Below are 14,517 nucleotides of genomic sequence, written 5' to 3' on the forward strand. Positions count from 1 at the left end.
GCCCCGGGCGGCTGTGTGCAAATGCCAAGACTTTTGTAACTACATGTCGCATTGAAGAATTATTGCCAATCCTCCTCTCGTTAGAATGCGCTTCGCCCGGTTCTCGGCCCCTGTCAGTGACGGGGGACGTGGCTGGCTATACTGGCTTTATGTTCTCCTTGCCCGCCAAGGCCGAGCAGCCAGACAACTGCCCATTCACTGCCCATACGAAGGAGTTACACAATGAAAAAAATCATGCTTCTTGGCGCGCTGCTGTTTTCTGCCATGGTCCCGCTGGCACAGGCTGCGCAGGACACCATTCGTATCGGTATCGAAGCTGCGTACCCGCCCTTTGCGATGAAAACCCCGGATGGCCAGATAACCGGTTTCGACTACGATATCGGCGTGGCCTTGTGTGAGCAGATGCAGGTCAAGTGCGTATGGGTCGAGCAGGAATTCGACGGGCTGATTCCTTCGCTGAAAGTACGCAAGTTCGACGCGGTGCTGTCCTCGATGTCGATCACCCCGGAGCGCCTGAAGTCGGTGGACTTCACCAAGAAGTACTACCACACCCCGGCCAAGCTGGCGATGAAGGCCGGCACTGTGGTCAACGACCCCCTGGTTGACCTCAAGGGCAAGAAAGTCGGTGTGCAGCGTGCTTCCATTTACGACCGCTATGCCACCGAAGTGATGGCGCCGGCGGGGATCGAAGTGGTGCGCTATGGCTCGCAGAACGAGGTGTTCCTTGATCTGGCTGCCGGTCGTGTCGATGCCACCCTGGCCGATGTGGTCAATATTGACGACGGTTTTCTCAAGACTGACGCCGGCCAGGGTTTTGCCCTGGTAGGGCCGGACTATACCGACAACCAGTATTTTGGTGATGGCGCCGGCATCGCGGTGCGCAAGGGCGACAAGGCCACCGCCGACAGATTCAACGCCGCCATCGATGCCATTCGTGCCAATGGCAAATACCAGCAAGTGCAGGACAAGTACTTCACTTTCAACGTGTACGGGGATTAAGTCCGTACGGCGTTCTTTGCACAAGGACGCCTTTCCCGCCGGCCCTCGCTGCCTGTCGGTGCAGCGCAGGTTCTCCTTATGGCGCTCGCTGCGCCCTGCATGAGGTGGTGAAAGCATGCCGAACGGTTATGGTGCCAGTATCCTTGACGGTAGCTGGCTGACCCTGCAACTGGCGCTCAGCGCGATGGCCGTGGCCATCTTTCTCGGGCTGGTTGGCGCCGCCTTGCGCATTTCTCCGGTCAGGTGGCTGGCGGCAATGGGTGATGCCTATGCCACGGTGATTCGCGGTATTCCCGATCTGGTACTGATCCTGCTGATTTTCTATGGCGGTCAGGACATGGTGAACCGGCTGGCACCCTTGCTCGGGCATGACGAGTACATCGACATCAACCCATTCATTGCCGGGGTCGGCACCCTGGGTTTCATCTATGGCGCCTACCTCTCGGAAACCTTCCGCGGTGCTTTCATGGCCATTCCCAAAGGGCAGGGCGAGGCAGGCTTTGCCTACGGCATGAGCGGCCTGCAGGTGTTCTTCCGGGTGCTGGTGCCGCAGATGATCCGGCTGGCGATTCCCGGCTTTACCAACAACTGGCTGGTGCTGGTCAAGGCCACCGCGCTGATCTCGGTGGTCGGCCTGCAGGACATGATGTTTCGCGCCAAGAACGCCGGGGATTCAACCCATCAGCCGTTTACCTACATTCTCGCCGCGGCTGCGCTGTACCTGCTGATCACCAGTGTTTCGCTGTTGCTGCTGCGTTATCTGGAACAGCGCTACTCGGCAGGCGTCAAGGCGGTGGAACTATGAGGGCGCCGGCATGATTTTCGACTACACGGTGATCTGGGACAGCCTGCCGCTGTATTTTACCGGCGTACTGGTGACGCTCAAGCTGCTGGCCATTTCGCTGGCGATCGGACTGGCCATGGCCGTGCCGCTGGCCCTGATGCGCGTCTCCAGGCAGCCGGCAGTGAACTTCCCGGCCTGGCTGTATACCTATGTGATTCGCGGTACGCCGATGCTGGTGCAGCTGTATCTGCTGTATTACGGGCTGGCGCAATTCGAGGCGGTGCGCGACAGCGTGCTCTGGCCGCTGTTGTCGAATGCCACCTTCTGTGCCTGTCTGGCCTTTGCCATCAATACCAGCGCCTATAGTGCCGAGATTCTGGCCGGCAGTATCAAGGCCACACCGCCTGGCGAAATCGAGGCGGCCAAGGCCATCGGCATGTCGCGCTTCAAGCTCTATCGGCGGATCCTGTTGCCTTCGGCATTGCGTCGCTCGCTGCCGCAGTACAGCAATGAAGTGATCATGATGCTGCATGCCACCAGCCTGGCTTCGCTGGTGACGCTGGTGGACATCACCGGTGCCGCGCGCACGGTCAATTCGCAGTTCTACATGCCCTTCGAGGCGTATATCACCGCAGGGGTTTTCTACCTGTGTCTGACCTTCATCCTGGTGCGCCTGTTCCGGCTGGCGGAAGCACGCTGGCTGGTGTATCTCGCGCCACGCAAGCATTGAGGTTCGCACATGCACAGAATCAATCATTCGTTGCCGTGGGGCTGTCTTGGTACAGAGCGCAGCCTGTCGGTCTTCAGCTTCGGTAGCGGCGCACGCAAGGCCTATATCCAGGCCAGCCTGCATGCGGACGAATTGCCGGGCATGCGCGTCGCAGTAGAACTCAAACGGCGCCTGCAAGAGCTGGAGCAGGCCGGACAGTTGCTGGGTGTGATCGAACTGGTGCCGGTAGCCAACCCCATAGGTCTTGGCCAGCTGGTGCAGGGAGCTCATCAGGGCCGCTTCGAGCTGGGCAGCGGGCAGAACTTCAACCGCCATTTTGTTGCGCTGGAGGAGCTGGTCGGCGAGCAGTTGACCGACCGGCTCGGGCCCGATGCAAAAGCCAATGTGCAGCTGATTCGCCAGAGCATGCTGGCTGCGCTGGATGGCCTGCCGCCGGCGGGTTCCGAATTGCAGGGCTTGCAACGCCTGTTGTTGCGCCATGCCTGTACGGCGGATGTGGTGCTCGACCTGCATTGCGACTTCGATGCGGCAGTGCACCTGTATGCGATTCCCCAGCACTGGCCGGCCTGGCAGCCGCTGGCGGCGCGCATGCAGGCCGGTGCAGTGTTGCTGGCCGAAGATGCCGGCGGCAGCTCCTTCGATGAAGCCTGCGCGGCGCCCTGGTTGCGACTGGCGCGGCAGTATGCCGACTACCCGATCCCGCTGGCCTGCATGGCTACGGCGCTGGAGTTGGGCGGTATGGCCGATACCGGGGCGGAGCGCGCAGAGGCCCAGGCCGAAGCGATTCTCGGCTTTCTGGCTGATCAGGGCTTGCTGGCCGGGGACTGGCCAGCCGTGCCTGCCGAATGTTGCCGTGCCACGCCGTTTTCCGGCACCCAGTACGCCCTGGCGCCACATGCCGGTGTGGTGAGTTTTTGCTGCGCGACGGGTCAGCAGGTTGCCGCCGGTGATCCGTTGTTCGAAGTGCATGACCCGCTGGACGACCGCCATAGTGTCGTGCTCGCGGAAACGGCGGGGGTGGTTTATGCCCGCGAGCGCCTGCGCTTTGCCCAGCCCGGTTTGTGGCTGGCCAAGGTGGCGGGCGCAACCCCTATCCGGCAAGGTCGCCTGCTCAGCGACTGATGCGTTCCCAGAGAGTTGAAAGCATGTACAAACTAGAAGTTCAGGATCTGCACAAGCGCTACGGCAGCAACGAAGTGCTCAAGGGTGTGTCGCTGGCGGCCAAAGCCGGAGACGTGATCAGCATCATCGGCTCCAGCGGTTCGGGTAAAAGTACCTTCCTGCGCTGCATCAACCTGCTGGAGCAGCCGCATGCGGGAAAAATCCTGCTCAACGGCGAAGAGCTGAAACTCACACCGAACAAGGACGGCGCGCTCAAGGCGGTGGATGCCAGACAGCTGCAGCGCATGCGTTCACGCTTGTCGATGGTATTCCAGCATTTCAACCTGTGGTCGCACATGAGCGCCCTGGAAAACGTCATGGAAGCGCCGGTGCATGTGCTGGGCGTACCAAAAAGCGAAGCGCTGGAAAAGGCCGAGTTCTATCTGGCCAAGGTCGGCGTGGGCCACCGCAAGGATGCCTACCCGGCACACATGTCCGGTGGCGAGCAGCAGCGGGTGGCGATCGCCCGGGCGCTGGCGGTGGAGCCGGAGGTGATGCTGTTCGATGAGCCGACTTCGGCGCTCGATCCGGAACTGGTCGGTGAGGTGCTGCGAGTCATGCAGGACCTGGCGCAGGAAGGCCGCACCATGGTGGTGGTTACCCACGAAATGGGCTTTGCCCGCGAAGTATCCAACCAGCTGATTTTCCTGCATCAGGGTCTGGTCGAGGAGAGTGGCTGCCCGAAAGAGGTACTGGGTAATCCGCGTTCCGAGCGCCTCAAGCAGTTTCTTTCCGGTAGTTTGAAGTAAGTGTTGCGCACTCCGGCTAGACTGCGCCCATGACTGCCTCTGCCCAGCGTATCGGCCTGCTTTACTGGTCGTGCACCCGCCCACTGACTTTGGCGCTCGCCGAAGAAGCGCTGCAGCAGGCTTGCCGGTTACACCCGGAAGCCGGTTATCAGCTGGTCTTTCTCAAGGCCGATCATTCTGCGGCAGACGGCTGGACCCTTCCCGGGGCTTCATGGGAGGGGCGGCTGGAAGGTTGCCAGCGTCTGTTTCTGGTCGCCGACGAAGCGCAACAGCATGCGTCACCGGCACTTGGCCAGGCACTCAAGCAACTGTTGCGTGCCGGCTGTGTGATTGGCGCGATTTCCGCCGGAGTCTATCCACTGGCCTATCTGGGTTTGCTCGACGGCTATCGGGCAGCCGTGCACTGGCGCTGGCACGATGATTTTTCCGAACGCTTCCCCAGGGTGGTCATCACCAGTCACCTGTTCGACTGGGATCGTGATCGTCTGACGGCTTCGGGTGGTTTGACCGTGCTGGACATGCTGCTGGCGCTGTTGGCGCACGAGCAGGGTGCCGAACTGGCCGGTGCGGTCAGTGAGGAGCTGGTGGTCGAGCGTATTCGCGAGGGTGGCGAGCGGCAGCGCATTCCCTTGCAGAACCGCATTGGCTCGAGTCATCCCAGGCTCACCCAGGCGGTGTTGCTGATGGAGGCCAATATCGAGGAGCCGCTGACCACTGATGAAATAGCCCGGCACGTCTGTGTATCACGGCGTCAGCTGGAGCGTATCTTCAAGCAGTATCTGGGCCGCGTGCCCAGCCAGTATTACCTTGAACTGCGTTTGAACAAGGCACGCCAGCTGTTGCTGCAGACCAGCAAGTCGATCATCCAGATCGGTCTGTCCTGTGGTTTTTCCTCCGGCCCGCACTTCTCCAGTGCCTACCGCAACTTTTTCGGTGCGACCCCGCGAGAGGATCGCAACCTGCATCGAGGCACGACCGCCTTCGAAAAGCGTCCTTCCGGACAGGTGCTCTAGGGCCGCCGGTTCAAGCCTGGCGCCAGAAGTTCCGCGGCGATTCTTGTGGCTACTGACATAAAAACTACACTTTCCGGCATACCCTGCGTTTTGCCGGTTTCGGCAGGAATCGCTTCGGGTGGGTGGTTGAAGTTTTTCTTGCGCGGTGATCGTTGCTGACCTGCTTGCTGTCGATTATTCGTGATCGGAAAAAATCATCAATAAAATGACGCCATTAGTTTGACTGTCTGCTAGAATTCCGGCAGATTGATAACTGCTTCACGGTTTTTGAGCTGATCTGTCCTCCGGCCACCCTACGTAATGAGCCTGAATAACAAATGTTGCGTGAAACCAAGATCCTTCTGATCGAAGACGATGCCGAGCGCCGTCATGATCTCACCGTCATCCTGAGCTTTCTGGGCGAAGAGCACCTGTCGACCACCAGCACGGAGTGGCGTGCTGCCGTTGCCGGCCTTGGTGCAAGCAGTGAATTGCTCGGCGTGTTGCTGGGTACCTGTGACTGCAAGCACGGCTCGATTGAAGTGCTCAAACAGCTGGCTGGCTGGGATGAGTTCCTGCCGGTGATTCAGCTGGGCGAAGTGGTGCCGGCAGATTGCCCGGAAGAGTTGCGTTCGCACTTGCTGGCTACGCTCGATGTGCCGCCAAGCTACAGCCGTCTGGTGGACTCGATGCACCGTGCGCAGGTCTACCGCGAAATGCATGACGAGGCGCGCGAGCGTGGCTGGCATCGTGAACTGAACCTGTTCCGCAGCCTGATCGGCACCAGCCGTGTCATTCAGGATGTCCGGCAGATGATGCAGCAGGTGGCGGATACCGATGCCACGGTGCTGGTCATCGGTGAGACCGGCACCGACAAGGAAGTGGTCGCGCGTAATCTGCACTACAACTCATCACGCCGTGATGCCCCCTTTGTGCCGGTCAACTGTGGTGCTATCGCTGGCGAGTTGCTGGAAAGCGAGTTGTTCGGTCACGAGAAAGGTGCCTTTGCCGGCGCTCTCACCAGCCGGGCAGGGCGTTTCGAACTGGCGCAGGGCGGAACGGTATTCCTCGATGAAGTAGATGCCATGCCGCTGACGCTGCAGGTGAAGCTGTTGCGGCTCCTGCAGGACCAGGTATTCGAGCGGGTGGGCAGCAACAAGACCCAGCGTGTGGATGTGCGGATCATTGCCGCTACGCAAAAGAACCTCGAGAAGCTGATCGAGGAAGAGCGTTTTCGCGAAGACCTGTTCTATCGGCTGAATGTGTTCCCGATTGAAATGGCACCTTTGCGCGAGCGTACGGAAGATATTCCGTTGCTGATCAATGAGCTGATCTCGCGCATGGAGCACGAGAAGCGCGGTTCGATTCGCTTCAACTCGGCGGCAATCATGTCGCTCTGTCAGCATGACTGGCCGGGCAATGTGCGTGAACTGGCGAACCTGGTCGAGCGCATGGCGATCATGCATCCCTACGGCGTCATCGGTGTTGCCGAACTGCCCAAGAAGTTTCGCCATGTTGATGATGAAGCCGCTGATCTGGCTGGTGGCGTGAGCCATGATCAGGAGGAGCGGGAGTCATTCAACTTCAACCAGATACCGGCCACGAGCGTCACCCAGTTGCCGACAGAAGGTCTGGACCTAAAGGATTATCTGAGCAATCTGGAGCAAAGCCTGATTCAGCAAGCGCTGGATGAGGCCAATGGTGTGGTTGCGCGGGCTGCCGAGCGTCTGCGTATCCGCCGCACCACGCTGGTCGAGAAAATGCGCAAGTACGGTATGAGCCGTCGTTATGAAGATGACGGTGAGGACGAGTAATGCTGGCTCAAGGGCAGGTGCTGTTGCGCGCGTCAGGAGAGCTGGAGCGCAAGCCATCGTGAACAAGGAAGCTGCGGGCATGAACATTCATCCGGTACAGGTAATCGCCGTGACCAGTGGCAAGGGTGGCGTCGGCAAGACCAATATCGCCGTCAACCTGTCGGTTGCCCTGGCCGAGCTGGGGCGCCGGGTCATGCTCATGGATGCAGACCTGGCGCTGGCCAACGTTGATGTGCTGTTGGGGCTCAGCCCGAGACAAACGCTGGAAGATGTTATCAACGGTGACTGCGATCTGGCGGACGTGCTGCTTGAAGGGCCGGGCGGTATCCGTATCGTGCCTGCAGCATCCGGGGCCAGTGTCATGGTGCAGTTATCTGCCGCGCAGCATTCCGGGCTGATCCAGGCTTTCAGCACGCTCAGTGAAGAGCTGGATGTGCTGATCATCGACACTGCAGATGGTATCGGTGATGCCGTGGTGAGCTTTGTGCGCGCAGCCCAGGAGGCGATTGTGGTGGTGTGCGACGAGCCTACCTCCATTGCCGATGCCTACGCGCTGATCAAATTGCTGAATCGTGATCATGGCATCAGCCGCTTTCGTATCCTGGCCAACATGGTCTATACCCCGCAGGAAGGCCGCAACCTGTTTGGCAAGCTGACGCGGATTTCCGAGCTGTTTCTCGACGTCTCGCTGCACTACCTGGGCGCCGTGCCCTATGACGAGTCGGTGCGCAAGGCAGTGCAGAAGCAGAAGGCGGTTTACGAGGCGTTCCCCAGATCCAAGTCGGCCCAGGCGTTCAAGGCTATTGCGCAGAAAGTGGATAGCTGGCCGCTGGCAGACTCGCCGCGCGGCCATCTGGAATTTTTTGTCGAGCGCCTGGTGCAGCGCAAAACCGCGTGAATTAGCTTCATCCGGCGAGAATTACCGCCAAAAAAAACGCCCCGCTAAGCGGGGTGTTTTTTTTGGCGGGATCTGCTCAAGCGGTAAGTTTCACCACTTGAGCAGCCGTCACTTTCCAGACCTCAGGCTTCTACCGCCTGACTCTTGGCTTTTTCCGCAGATTCACGGAACTCGGCAATCTGGTCGAAGCTCAGGTAGCGGTAAACGTCGGCAGCCATGCTGTCGATGTCCGCCGCGTAGCCCAGGTACTCTTCAACTGTTGGCAGCTTGCCGAGAATGGAGGCGACTGCCGCCAGTTCAGCCGAGGCCAGGTACACATTGGCACCATCGCCGAGGCGGTTCGGGAAGTTACGGGTCGAAGTGGAGACCACGGTGGCGTTGGCTTCTACCCGTGCCTGGTTACCCATGCACAGCGAGCAGCCCGGCATTTCCATGCGCGCGCCGGCCTTGCCGTAGATGCCGTAGTAGCCTTCTTCGGTCAGCTGGTGAGCATCCATCTTGGTCGGCGGCGACAGCCACAGACGCGTTGGAATACCGCCTTTGACCTTTTCCAGCAGCTTGCCGGCAGCGCGGAAGTGGCCGATGTTGGTCATGCAGGAACCGATGAACACTTCGTCGATCTTCTCGCCCTGTACGGTCGAGAGCAGACGGGCGTCATCCGGATCGTTAGGCGCGCAGAGGATTGGCTCGTTGATTTCGGCCAGGTCGATTTCGATGACCTCGGCGTACTCGGCATCCTTGTCAGCCGACATCAGCTGCGGGTTGGCAATCCAGGCTTCCATCGCGCGGGCGCGACGTTCCAGAGTGCGTGGGTCGCCATAACCTTCGCTGATCATCCAGCGCAGCAGGGTGATGTTGGAGGTCAGGTATTCGGCAATCGCCTTCTCGGGCAGCTTGATGGTGCAACCGGCAGCAGAACGCTCGGCCGAGGCGTCGGACAGTTCGAAAGCCTGTTCTACGGTCAGTTCGTCGAGTCCTTCGATCTCGAGGATGCGGCCGGAGAAGGCATTCTTCTTGCCTTTCTTCTCGACAGTCAGCAAGCCCTTCTGGATGGCGTAGTAAGGGATGGCATGTACCAGGTCACGCAGGGTGATACCCGGTTGCAGTTTGCCCTTGAAGCGCACCAGAACCGACTCCGGCATGTCCAGCGGCATGACGCCGGTGGCAGCGGCAAAGGCCACCAGGCCGGAACCGGCCGGGAAGGAGATGCCGATCGGGAAACGGGTGTGCGAGTCGCCGCCGGTGCCGACGGTATCCGGCAGCAGCATGCGGTTCAGCCAGCTGTGGATGATGCCATCGCCGGGACGCAGCGAGACGCCGCCACGGGTGCGGATGAAGTCCGGCAGAGTGTGGTGGGTGTTGACGTCGATCGGCTTCGGATAGGCCGCGGTGTGGCAGAACGACTGCATGACCAGATCGGCGGAGAAGCCCAGGCAAGCCAGGTCTTTCAGCTCGTCACGGGTCATCGGGCCGGTGGTGTCCTGGGAGCCGACGGTGGTCATCTTCGGTTCGCAGTAGGTGCCCGGACGAACGCCGGCAACACCACAGGCCTTGCCCACCATCTTCTGTGCCAGGGTGAAGCCTTTGTTGCTGGCAGCAGGCTGTTCGGGCTTCTTGAACAGGTCGGAAGAACCCAGGCCCAGTTCGGCGCGGGCTTTTTCGGTCAGGCCACGGCCAATGATCAGCGGAATACGACCGCCGGCACGAACTTCGTCGAGCAAAACCGGGGTTTTCAGTTCGAAGGTGGCGAGAACGTCGTCGGTACCGTGCTTGGTAACTTTGCCTGCATAAGGGTAAACGTCGATCACGTCGCCCATGTTCAGGTTGGCTACGTCGAACTCGATCGGCAGGGCGCCAGCGTCTTCCATGGTGTTGTAGAAGATCGGGGCGATCTTGTTGCCGAAGCAGAAGCCGCCGCCGCGCTTGTTCGGTACATAAGGGATGTCATCGCCGAAGAACCACAGCACCGAGTTGGTGGCGGATTTACGCGAAGAACCGGTACCTACCACATCGCCCACGTAGGCAATCGGGAAGCCTTCGCCGCGCATGCTTTCGATCTGTTTCATCGGACCGGTAACGCCCTGGGCGTCTGGCACGATACCGTCACGGGCCATTTTCAGCATGGCCAGAGCGTGCAGCGGGATGTCCGGGCGCGACCAGGCATCCGGAGCCGGCGACAGGTCGTCGGTGTTGGTTTCGCCAGGCACCTTGAATACGCGCAGGCTGATTTTCTCGGCCAGGGCAGGGCGGTTCTTGAACCATTCGCCGTCAGCCCAGGACTGCACCACGGCTTTGGCGAGGGCATTGCCGTTCTTGGCTTTTTCGGCCACGTCATGGAAAGCATCGAACATCAGCAGAGTGTGCTTGAGTTCTGTAGCTGCGACAGGCGCGAGTTCTGCGTCATCCAGCAGATCGACCAGCGTGACGATGTTGTAACCGCCCTGCATGGTACCCAGCAGTTCAACCGCGCGGGTCTTGTTGATCAGCGGGGAGCTGGCTTCGCCTTTGGCTACGGCAGCGAGAAAGCCGGCCTTGACGTAAGCAGCCTCGTCCACGCCTGGTGGTACACGGTTGGTGATCAGGTCAAGAAGGAAGGCTTCTTCGCCAGCCGGCGGATTCTTCAGCAGTTCGACCAGGCCTGCAGTTTGTTCAGCGTTCAGCGGCTGGGGCACAATACCTTGCGCGGCGCGCTCTGCTACATGTTTGCGATAGGCTTCAAGCACAGTTATTACCCTCTTAGATGGCCCCGTGGAATTGTTCGGGACACTTGACCAGTGACTCTCCAAACCAAGCGCTTGAGCTACCTTTTGGGTGTTTCAGCCAGGGTTTTGGAGATTTCCAAGCAGAAGCTGTTTTCAAAGTTTTACGTTGCCTGCGGACATTTGGCAGAGCCGGAACATCGGCTGTTCAGCCCTTGAAGATGCGGCCAGACAGCTCAGGGCAGAGCCAGGTGTAGTCGTTACGCTTTGAAAACAGCTTCCAACGGACTGTTGGTGCCTTATACGGCCCTACGAGTTTAATGGATTAATGCCTTAAAGTTAAGCATGGCAGCACCTCCGTCAGGGTGACCTTGCTTCGACAAAGGTCTAATATTGGCCGCTTCCTGCGCGCCGGCTTCCCCGAATTCCCGAATGACCAGCCAAATCATCAAAACGCCTTGCATCGGACTCTGCTCGACGGTTTACGGTGATCTGGTGTGTCGCGGCTGCAAACGCTTCCACCATGAAATCATCAACTGGAATCTGTACGGCGATGAGGAGAAGCGTGCGGTCTGGTTACGCCTGGAGCTGTTGCTGGTTCAGGTGATGACCGCCAAGCTGGAAATTTTCGACAGCACGCGCCTGCGTGACCAGCTGGAGCAGCGCCAGATACGCTACTTGCCCGAGCAGTCCGCATATTGCTGGGCCTATCAGCTGATAGCCCGCGGCGCCCGGCTGATCAATCAGCTGGATGCCTACGGCATGAGTCTGTTGCCGGAGTTTCGTGGCTGGAGCCTGCCGCAACTGCGCGATGCCATCGATCGCGAGTTTTTCCTGCTGTCGGAAGCGCATTATGAGCGTTATATCGCCCCGCGCTTTTTGCTGGAAGGAATGCATACGCGGGTTTGAGTAGCTGCTTTGCGCTCAGTTGCCGCGGTATTCGCAGCCACTGGTACAGGTTTCCATGATGCGAATGCGCGACAGGTCGGGCAGTAACGGCTTGAGTTCCTGCCAGATCCATTTGGCCAGAACTTCGCTGGTAGGATTTTCCAGGCCGGGAATTTCGTTCAGATAATTATGATCAAGCCGCTCATAGATGGGCTTGAAGATCGCCTTGATCTCGGAAAAATCGCGAATCCAGCCGGTATGCGGGTCAACTTCGCCCTCGATGAAGATGGCAACACGAAACGAGTGGCCATGCAGTCGCCCGCATTTGTGCCCTTGCGGCACGTGTGGCAGGCGATGGGCAGCTTCGAAAATGAATTCCTTGAACAATTCCACTTGCTAACGCTCTGTTAGAGGCGCGCCAGACTGGCGCTGCAGACCGGGCAGTTTACCAGCATCCCGGCTGATGGGATAAACCGGATGCTGACGGGTGTGGCTCAGGCGGCCCCGCGCAGGGGTTGCAGTCGTTCGGCCAGGCGCCCGCTCTCGCTCAGTTCAAGAAACTCGTCACCCAGCCGTGCACTCTCGGCCATGGCCTTGCGCCAATAGCGCTCGCGACCTTCATCGTCACCCATGTAACGGCTGAAGTCCCGGCGATCGGGCAGCTTGCCGTGGGGCAGGTTGGCCAGGTACCCGGCAGAAGGCGCCAGCAGCAATACGTCCTGCAAGCGCGTTGCATCGCCGTTTCGCCAGGGCAGACTCTTGTCGAACCAGCCGGGAATGATGCGGTCGGTAAAGTGCGGATACAGCACCAGACCGTCACCGGCATAGGGCAGGTCTAGGTGATAGTCGAGCAGGCCGCCATCGCGGAAGCTGCCGTGGCCGATGCCGGGGATCTCGCGGACAGCTTCCATTACCAGCGGGATCGACGCAGAGGCCATAAGGGACTGGCGCAAATTGGCGGGTTGCAGGGGATGGAAGTGCGAGCGGAAGTCATCCAGCTTGCCCAGCGGCGGTTGCGAGCGCGCATCGTGAATGATCAGCCGCTCGAAGTGGCGGGCCAGACGCTGGCGGCCCAGCAGGTTATTGCCGATCACGGCAGACAAGCCAAGTCCCAGCGCGCCTCTGCGGTCATGTACCAGCAGGCCGTGGCTTTTCACCACGACGATATTCAGGTGATAGAGCGGATTGGCAAAGATTGCACTGTCTTCGCCCTGCAACAGATCGTGCAGCAGCTGGCGGCAGCTCTGGCTGACTTCCTTCATGCTGACGCCCTTGGCGTAGCGCTGGCTGGTATACAGTTCGCCAAGGCGGCGGATGCCCGCGACCGGGTCAGGCAGGCACGCACTGGCAAAGCGCCAGGAGCCTATCGAAGCGCCAATCAGGCTGCGCTGGCGTGGTGCGCGAGGCAACCAGTCGCCAAACAGTGCCAGATCCAGCCCCTGAAGCCCGATGCCTTTGGGACCGCCGGCAGCACCGGGAAGGGTGGCGATATCGGCCGGTTGCAGACCCTGTTGGCGAATATGCGCGGCGGCACGCTTGCCGGCGCGCAGGGTCAGTGCTGGATATTTGATGTGTATGGCGCCCATGAGCAACTTCCTGGAGTGACTGCGTCAGTTTACATGGCCTATAGTTGATTGGCGGCTGGATTCAGACTGTGAATGATTATGTGGAACCATTTGCGCGCAGCCTGATCCAAAGCCGCGTTCGGCATAGCCAGAACTGATCGAAAAAGTGCTGTGCCAAACTGAAACGGCATTCAATTCCAAGGAGATTTTTCATGAAACAACTGATTACGCTGTGCGCTGGTGCTTCGCTGATTATCGCGGCTGGTGTTGCCCAGGCACGTGATCTGGGACCGGATGAGGCTTTGCGCTTGCGTGATGCCGGAACCATTCAGTCATTCGAGAAACTCAATGCCCTGGCAACGGCCAAACACCCTGGCGCCGTAATCGAGGATACCGAGCTGGAACAGACAGCCGGTCGTTACGTTTATGAGGTTGAGTTGCGTGATCCGCAAGACGTTCAGTGGGACATGAAGCTGGATGCAGTCAGCGGCGAAGTGCTGCAGGATCAGCAGGAAAATTAAGTCCAAGCGCTTGAAGCCTGCGGTCTGCATCGCAGGCTTTCCCTTCTCCCGACAGCGCCGCGTCGGTTGTCGCGACAGGTCTGTTACATCCCGTTGCTGAAAGCCGGGTTGCTGATGTCGATACTGGCCCGCACGGGCTGCAGGGCAAGCGCATATTTGTTGAGAATATCCAGTGCATAGTCGATGCGCGCACGAATGCGTTGGTCATCTTCATTGCCGGCTTCCGGCGTATTCAGCAATTGTTCGACATGCCGCACGATCAGGTGTTCAGGCAAATAGCAGAGCCGGCAATTCTTGTAGCTGGAGGCGCGCAGTTCACTGATCGGGTAAGCACCGCCCACTCCAGCAGACACCCCGACCAGCAAGCCGGGTTTGTGTGCCAGCTCGGTCTTGCCGGCATAAATGAAGAAGTTCTTGATCGCCGGGCAGGCCATGCCGTTCCATTCCGGAGCGATCACGACCAGGGCATCGGCAGCACTCAGTTGCTCTTTGTACTCTGCCCAGGGGCCAGTGTTTTCGGCCGGCCAGAGGGGCAGGGGCTGAGCACCCAGATCGATCAGGCTGCTTTGTTGTGCAGTGCAATAGCCCAGTTCAATGAGGCGTTTTTGCAGATAACGGGCAACTTTGGCCGACTGGCTGTCGTGCCGGCTTGAGCCTGATACCAGAGCGATATTCAGCATTGCATCCTCATGTTCATTGCCTTGCGACTCGGCCGGC

Annotated in this window: 14 protein-coding genes; 10 read left to right on the plus strand and 4 right to left on the minus strand. The window is 59.6% G+C overall.

The features are described from left to right. Window positions 1-222: 222 nt before the first annotated feature. The 8 genes from BLT89_RS05810 to BLT89_RS05845 all read left to right on the plus strand — a co-directional run bounded on the left by BLT89_RS05810 (window position 223) and on the right by BLT89_RS05845 (window position 8,127). On the plus strand, window positions 223-999 hold the full coding sequence (locus BLT89_RS05810; RefSeq protein WP_090193538.1) for an ABC transporter substrate-binding protein: 777 nt from the start codon (window positions 223-225) through the stop codon (window positions 997-999). A gap of 115 nt (window positions 1,000-1,114) precedes the next feature. Further along, entirely contained in the window at window positions 1,115-1,804 is a 690-nt protein-coding gene (locus BLT89_RS05815; RefSeq protein ID WP_090193539.1) for an ABC transporter permease, read from the plus strand. 10 nt (window positions 1,805-1,814) lie between these two features. Further along, on the plus strand, window positions 1,815-2,513 hold the full coding sequence (locus BLT89_RS05820) for an ABC transporter permease (RefSeq protein ID WP_090193540.1): 699 nt from the start codon (window positions 1,815-1,817) through the stop codon (window positions 2,511-2,513). Window positions 2,514-2,522: 9 nt separating this feature from the next. Continuing rightward, a complete protein-coding gene (locus tag BLT89_RS05825) occupies window positions 2,523-3,635 on the plus strand; it encodes a succinylglutamate desuccinylase/aspartoacylase family protein (RefSeq protein WP_090193541.1) in 1,113 nt (370 codons plus the stop codon). Window positions 3,636-3,658: 23 nt separating this feature from the next. Further along, the gene (locus BLT89_RS05830; protein ID WP_090193542.1) at window positions 3,659-4,423 is read left to right on the plus strand and encodes an ABC transporter ATP-binding protein; all 765 of its coding nucleotides are present in this window, start codon (window positions 3,659-3,661) and stop codon (window positions 4,421-4,423) included. A gap of 29 nt (window positions 4,424-4,452) precedes the next feature. Then, window positions 4,453-5,436: a GlxA family transcriptional regulator gene (locus tag BLT89_RS05835; protein WP_090193543.1), complete on the plus strand. Its 984-nt coding sequence runs from the start codon at window positions 4,453-4,455 to the stop codon at window positions 5,434-5,436. Window positions 5,437-5,753: 317 nt separating this feature from the next. Next, a complete protein-coding gene (locus tag BLT89_RS05840) occupies window positions 5,754-7,229 on the plus strand; it encodes a sigma-54 dependent transcriptional regulator (protein ID WP_090193544.1) in 1,476 nt (491 codons plus the stop codon). A gap of 79 nt (window positions 7,230-7,308) precedes the next feature. Then, a complete protein-coding gene (locus BLT89_RS05845) occupies window positions 7,309-8,127 on the plus strand; it encodes a MinD/ParA family protein (RefSeq protein WP_172829153.1) in 819 nt (272 codons plus the stop codon). 122 nt (window positions 8,128-8,249) lie between these two features. On the opposite strand, the gene acnB is transcribed toward BLT89_RS05845, so the two are convergent. Then, window positions 8,250-10,850, minus strand: a complete 2,601-nt coding sequence (gene acnB, locus BLT89_RS05850; RefSeq protein WP_090193545.1) for a bifunctional aconitate hydratase 2/2-methylisocitrate dehydratase — start codon at window positions 10,848-10,850, stop codon at window positions 8,250-8,252. A gap of 408 nt (window positions 10,851-11,258) precedes the next feature. Between acnB and BLT89_RS05855 the strand changes: the two genes are divergently transcribed. Then, window positions 11,259-11,735 (plus strand): DUF1289 domain-containing protein, encoded by a 477-nt coding sequence (locus tag BLT89_RS05855; protein WP_090193546.1) that lies wholly within the window; start codon window positions 11,259-11,261, stop codon window positions 11,733-11,735. Between the two features lie 15 nt (window positions 11,736-11,750). Here the strand turns inward: BLT89_RS05855 and queD are convergent, their stop codons facing one another. Then, a complete protein-coding gene (queD, locus tag BLT89_RS05860; protein WP_090193547.1) occupies window positions 11,751-12,107 on the minus strand; it encodes a 6-carboxytetrahydropterin synthase QueD in 357 nt (118 codons plus the stop codon). 101 nt (window positions 12,108-12,208) lie between these two features. Continuing rightward, window positions 12,209-13,300 (minus strand): hypothetical protein, encoded by a 1,092-nt coding sequence (locus BLT89_RS05865; protein ID WP_090193548.1) that lies wholly within the window; start codon window positions 13,298-13,300, stop codon window positions 12,209-12,211. Window positions 13,301-13,491: 191 nt separating this feature from the next. Here BLT89_RS05865 and BLT89_RS05870 point away from each other — a divergent pair, with 191 nt between their 5' ends. Continuing rightward, a complete protein-coding gene (locus tag BLT89_RS05870) occupies window positions 13,492-13,800 on the plus strand; it encodes a PepSY domain-containing protein (RefSeq protein WP_090193549.1) in 309 nt (102 codons plus the stop codon). Between the two features lie 83 nt (window positions 13,801-13,883). Here BLT89_RS05870 and BLT89_RS05875 read toward each other — a convergent pair whose 3' ends face one another. Then, the gene (locus BLT89_RS05875; protein WP_090193550.1) at window positions 13,884-14,480 is read right to left on the minus strand and encodes an NADPH-dependent FMN reductase; all 597 of its coding nucleotides are present in this window, start codon (window positions 14,478-14,480) and stop codon (window positions 13,884-13,886) included. Window positions 14,481-14,517 lie beyond the last annotated feature (37 nt).

The organism is Pseudomonas pohangensis (assembly GCF_900105995.1).
GTDB lineage: Bacteria > Pseudomonadota > Gammaproteobacteria > Pseudomonadales > Pseudomonadaceae > Aquipseudomonas > Aquipseudomonas pohangensis.

Bases quoted from the DNA above. Each gene is read 5' to 3' on its own strand.
- BLT89_RS05810 (WP_090193538.1), top strand. From the start codon at position 223: ATGAAAAAAATCATGCTTCTTGGCGCGCTGCTGTTTTCTGCCATGGTC.
- BLT89_RS05815 (WP_090193539.1), top strand. From the start codon at position 1,115: ATGCCGAACGGTTATGGTGCCAGTATCCTTGACGGTAGCTGGCTGACC.
- BLT89_RS05820 (WP_090193540.1), top strand. From the start codon at position 1,815: ATGATTTTCGACTACACGGTGATCTGGGACAGCCTGCCGCTGTATTTT.
- BLT89_RS05825 (WP_090193541.1), top strand. From the start codon at position 2,523: ATGCACAGAATCAATCATTCGTTGCCGTGGGGCTGTCTTGGTACAGAG.
- BLT89_RS05830 (WP_090193542.1), top strand. From the start codon at position 3,659: ATGTACAAACTAGAAGTTCAGGATCTGCACAAGCGCTACGGCAGCAAC.
- BLT89_RS05835 (WP_090193543.1), top strand. From the start codon at position 4,453: ATGACTGCCTCTGCCCAGCGTATCGGCCTGCTTTACTGGTCGTGCACC.
- BLT89_RS05840 (WP_090193544.1), top strand. From the start codon at position 5,754: ATGTTGCGTGAAACCAAGATCCTTCTGATCGAAGACGATGCCGAGCGC.
- BLT89_RS05845 (WP_172829153.1), top strand. From the start codon at position 7,309: ATGAACATTCATCCGGTACAGGTAATCGCCGTGACCAGTGGCAAGGGT.
- BLT89_RS05855 (WP_090193546.1), top strand. From the start codon at position 11,259: ATGACCAGCCAAATCATCAAAACGCCTTGCATCGGACTCTGCTCGACG.
- BLT89_RS05865 (WP_090193548.1), bottom strand. From the start codon at position 13,300: ATGGGCGCCATACACATCAAATATCCAGCACTGACCCTGCGCGCCGGC.
- BLT89_RS05870 (WP_090193549.1), top strand. From the start codon at position 13,492: ATGAAACAACTGATTACGCTGTGCGCTGGTGCTTCGCTGATTATCGCG.
- BLT89_RS05875 (WP_090193550.1), bottom strand. From the start codon at position 14,480: ATGCTGAATATCGCTCTGGTATCAGGCTCAAGCCGGCACGACAGCCAG.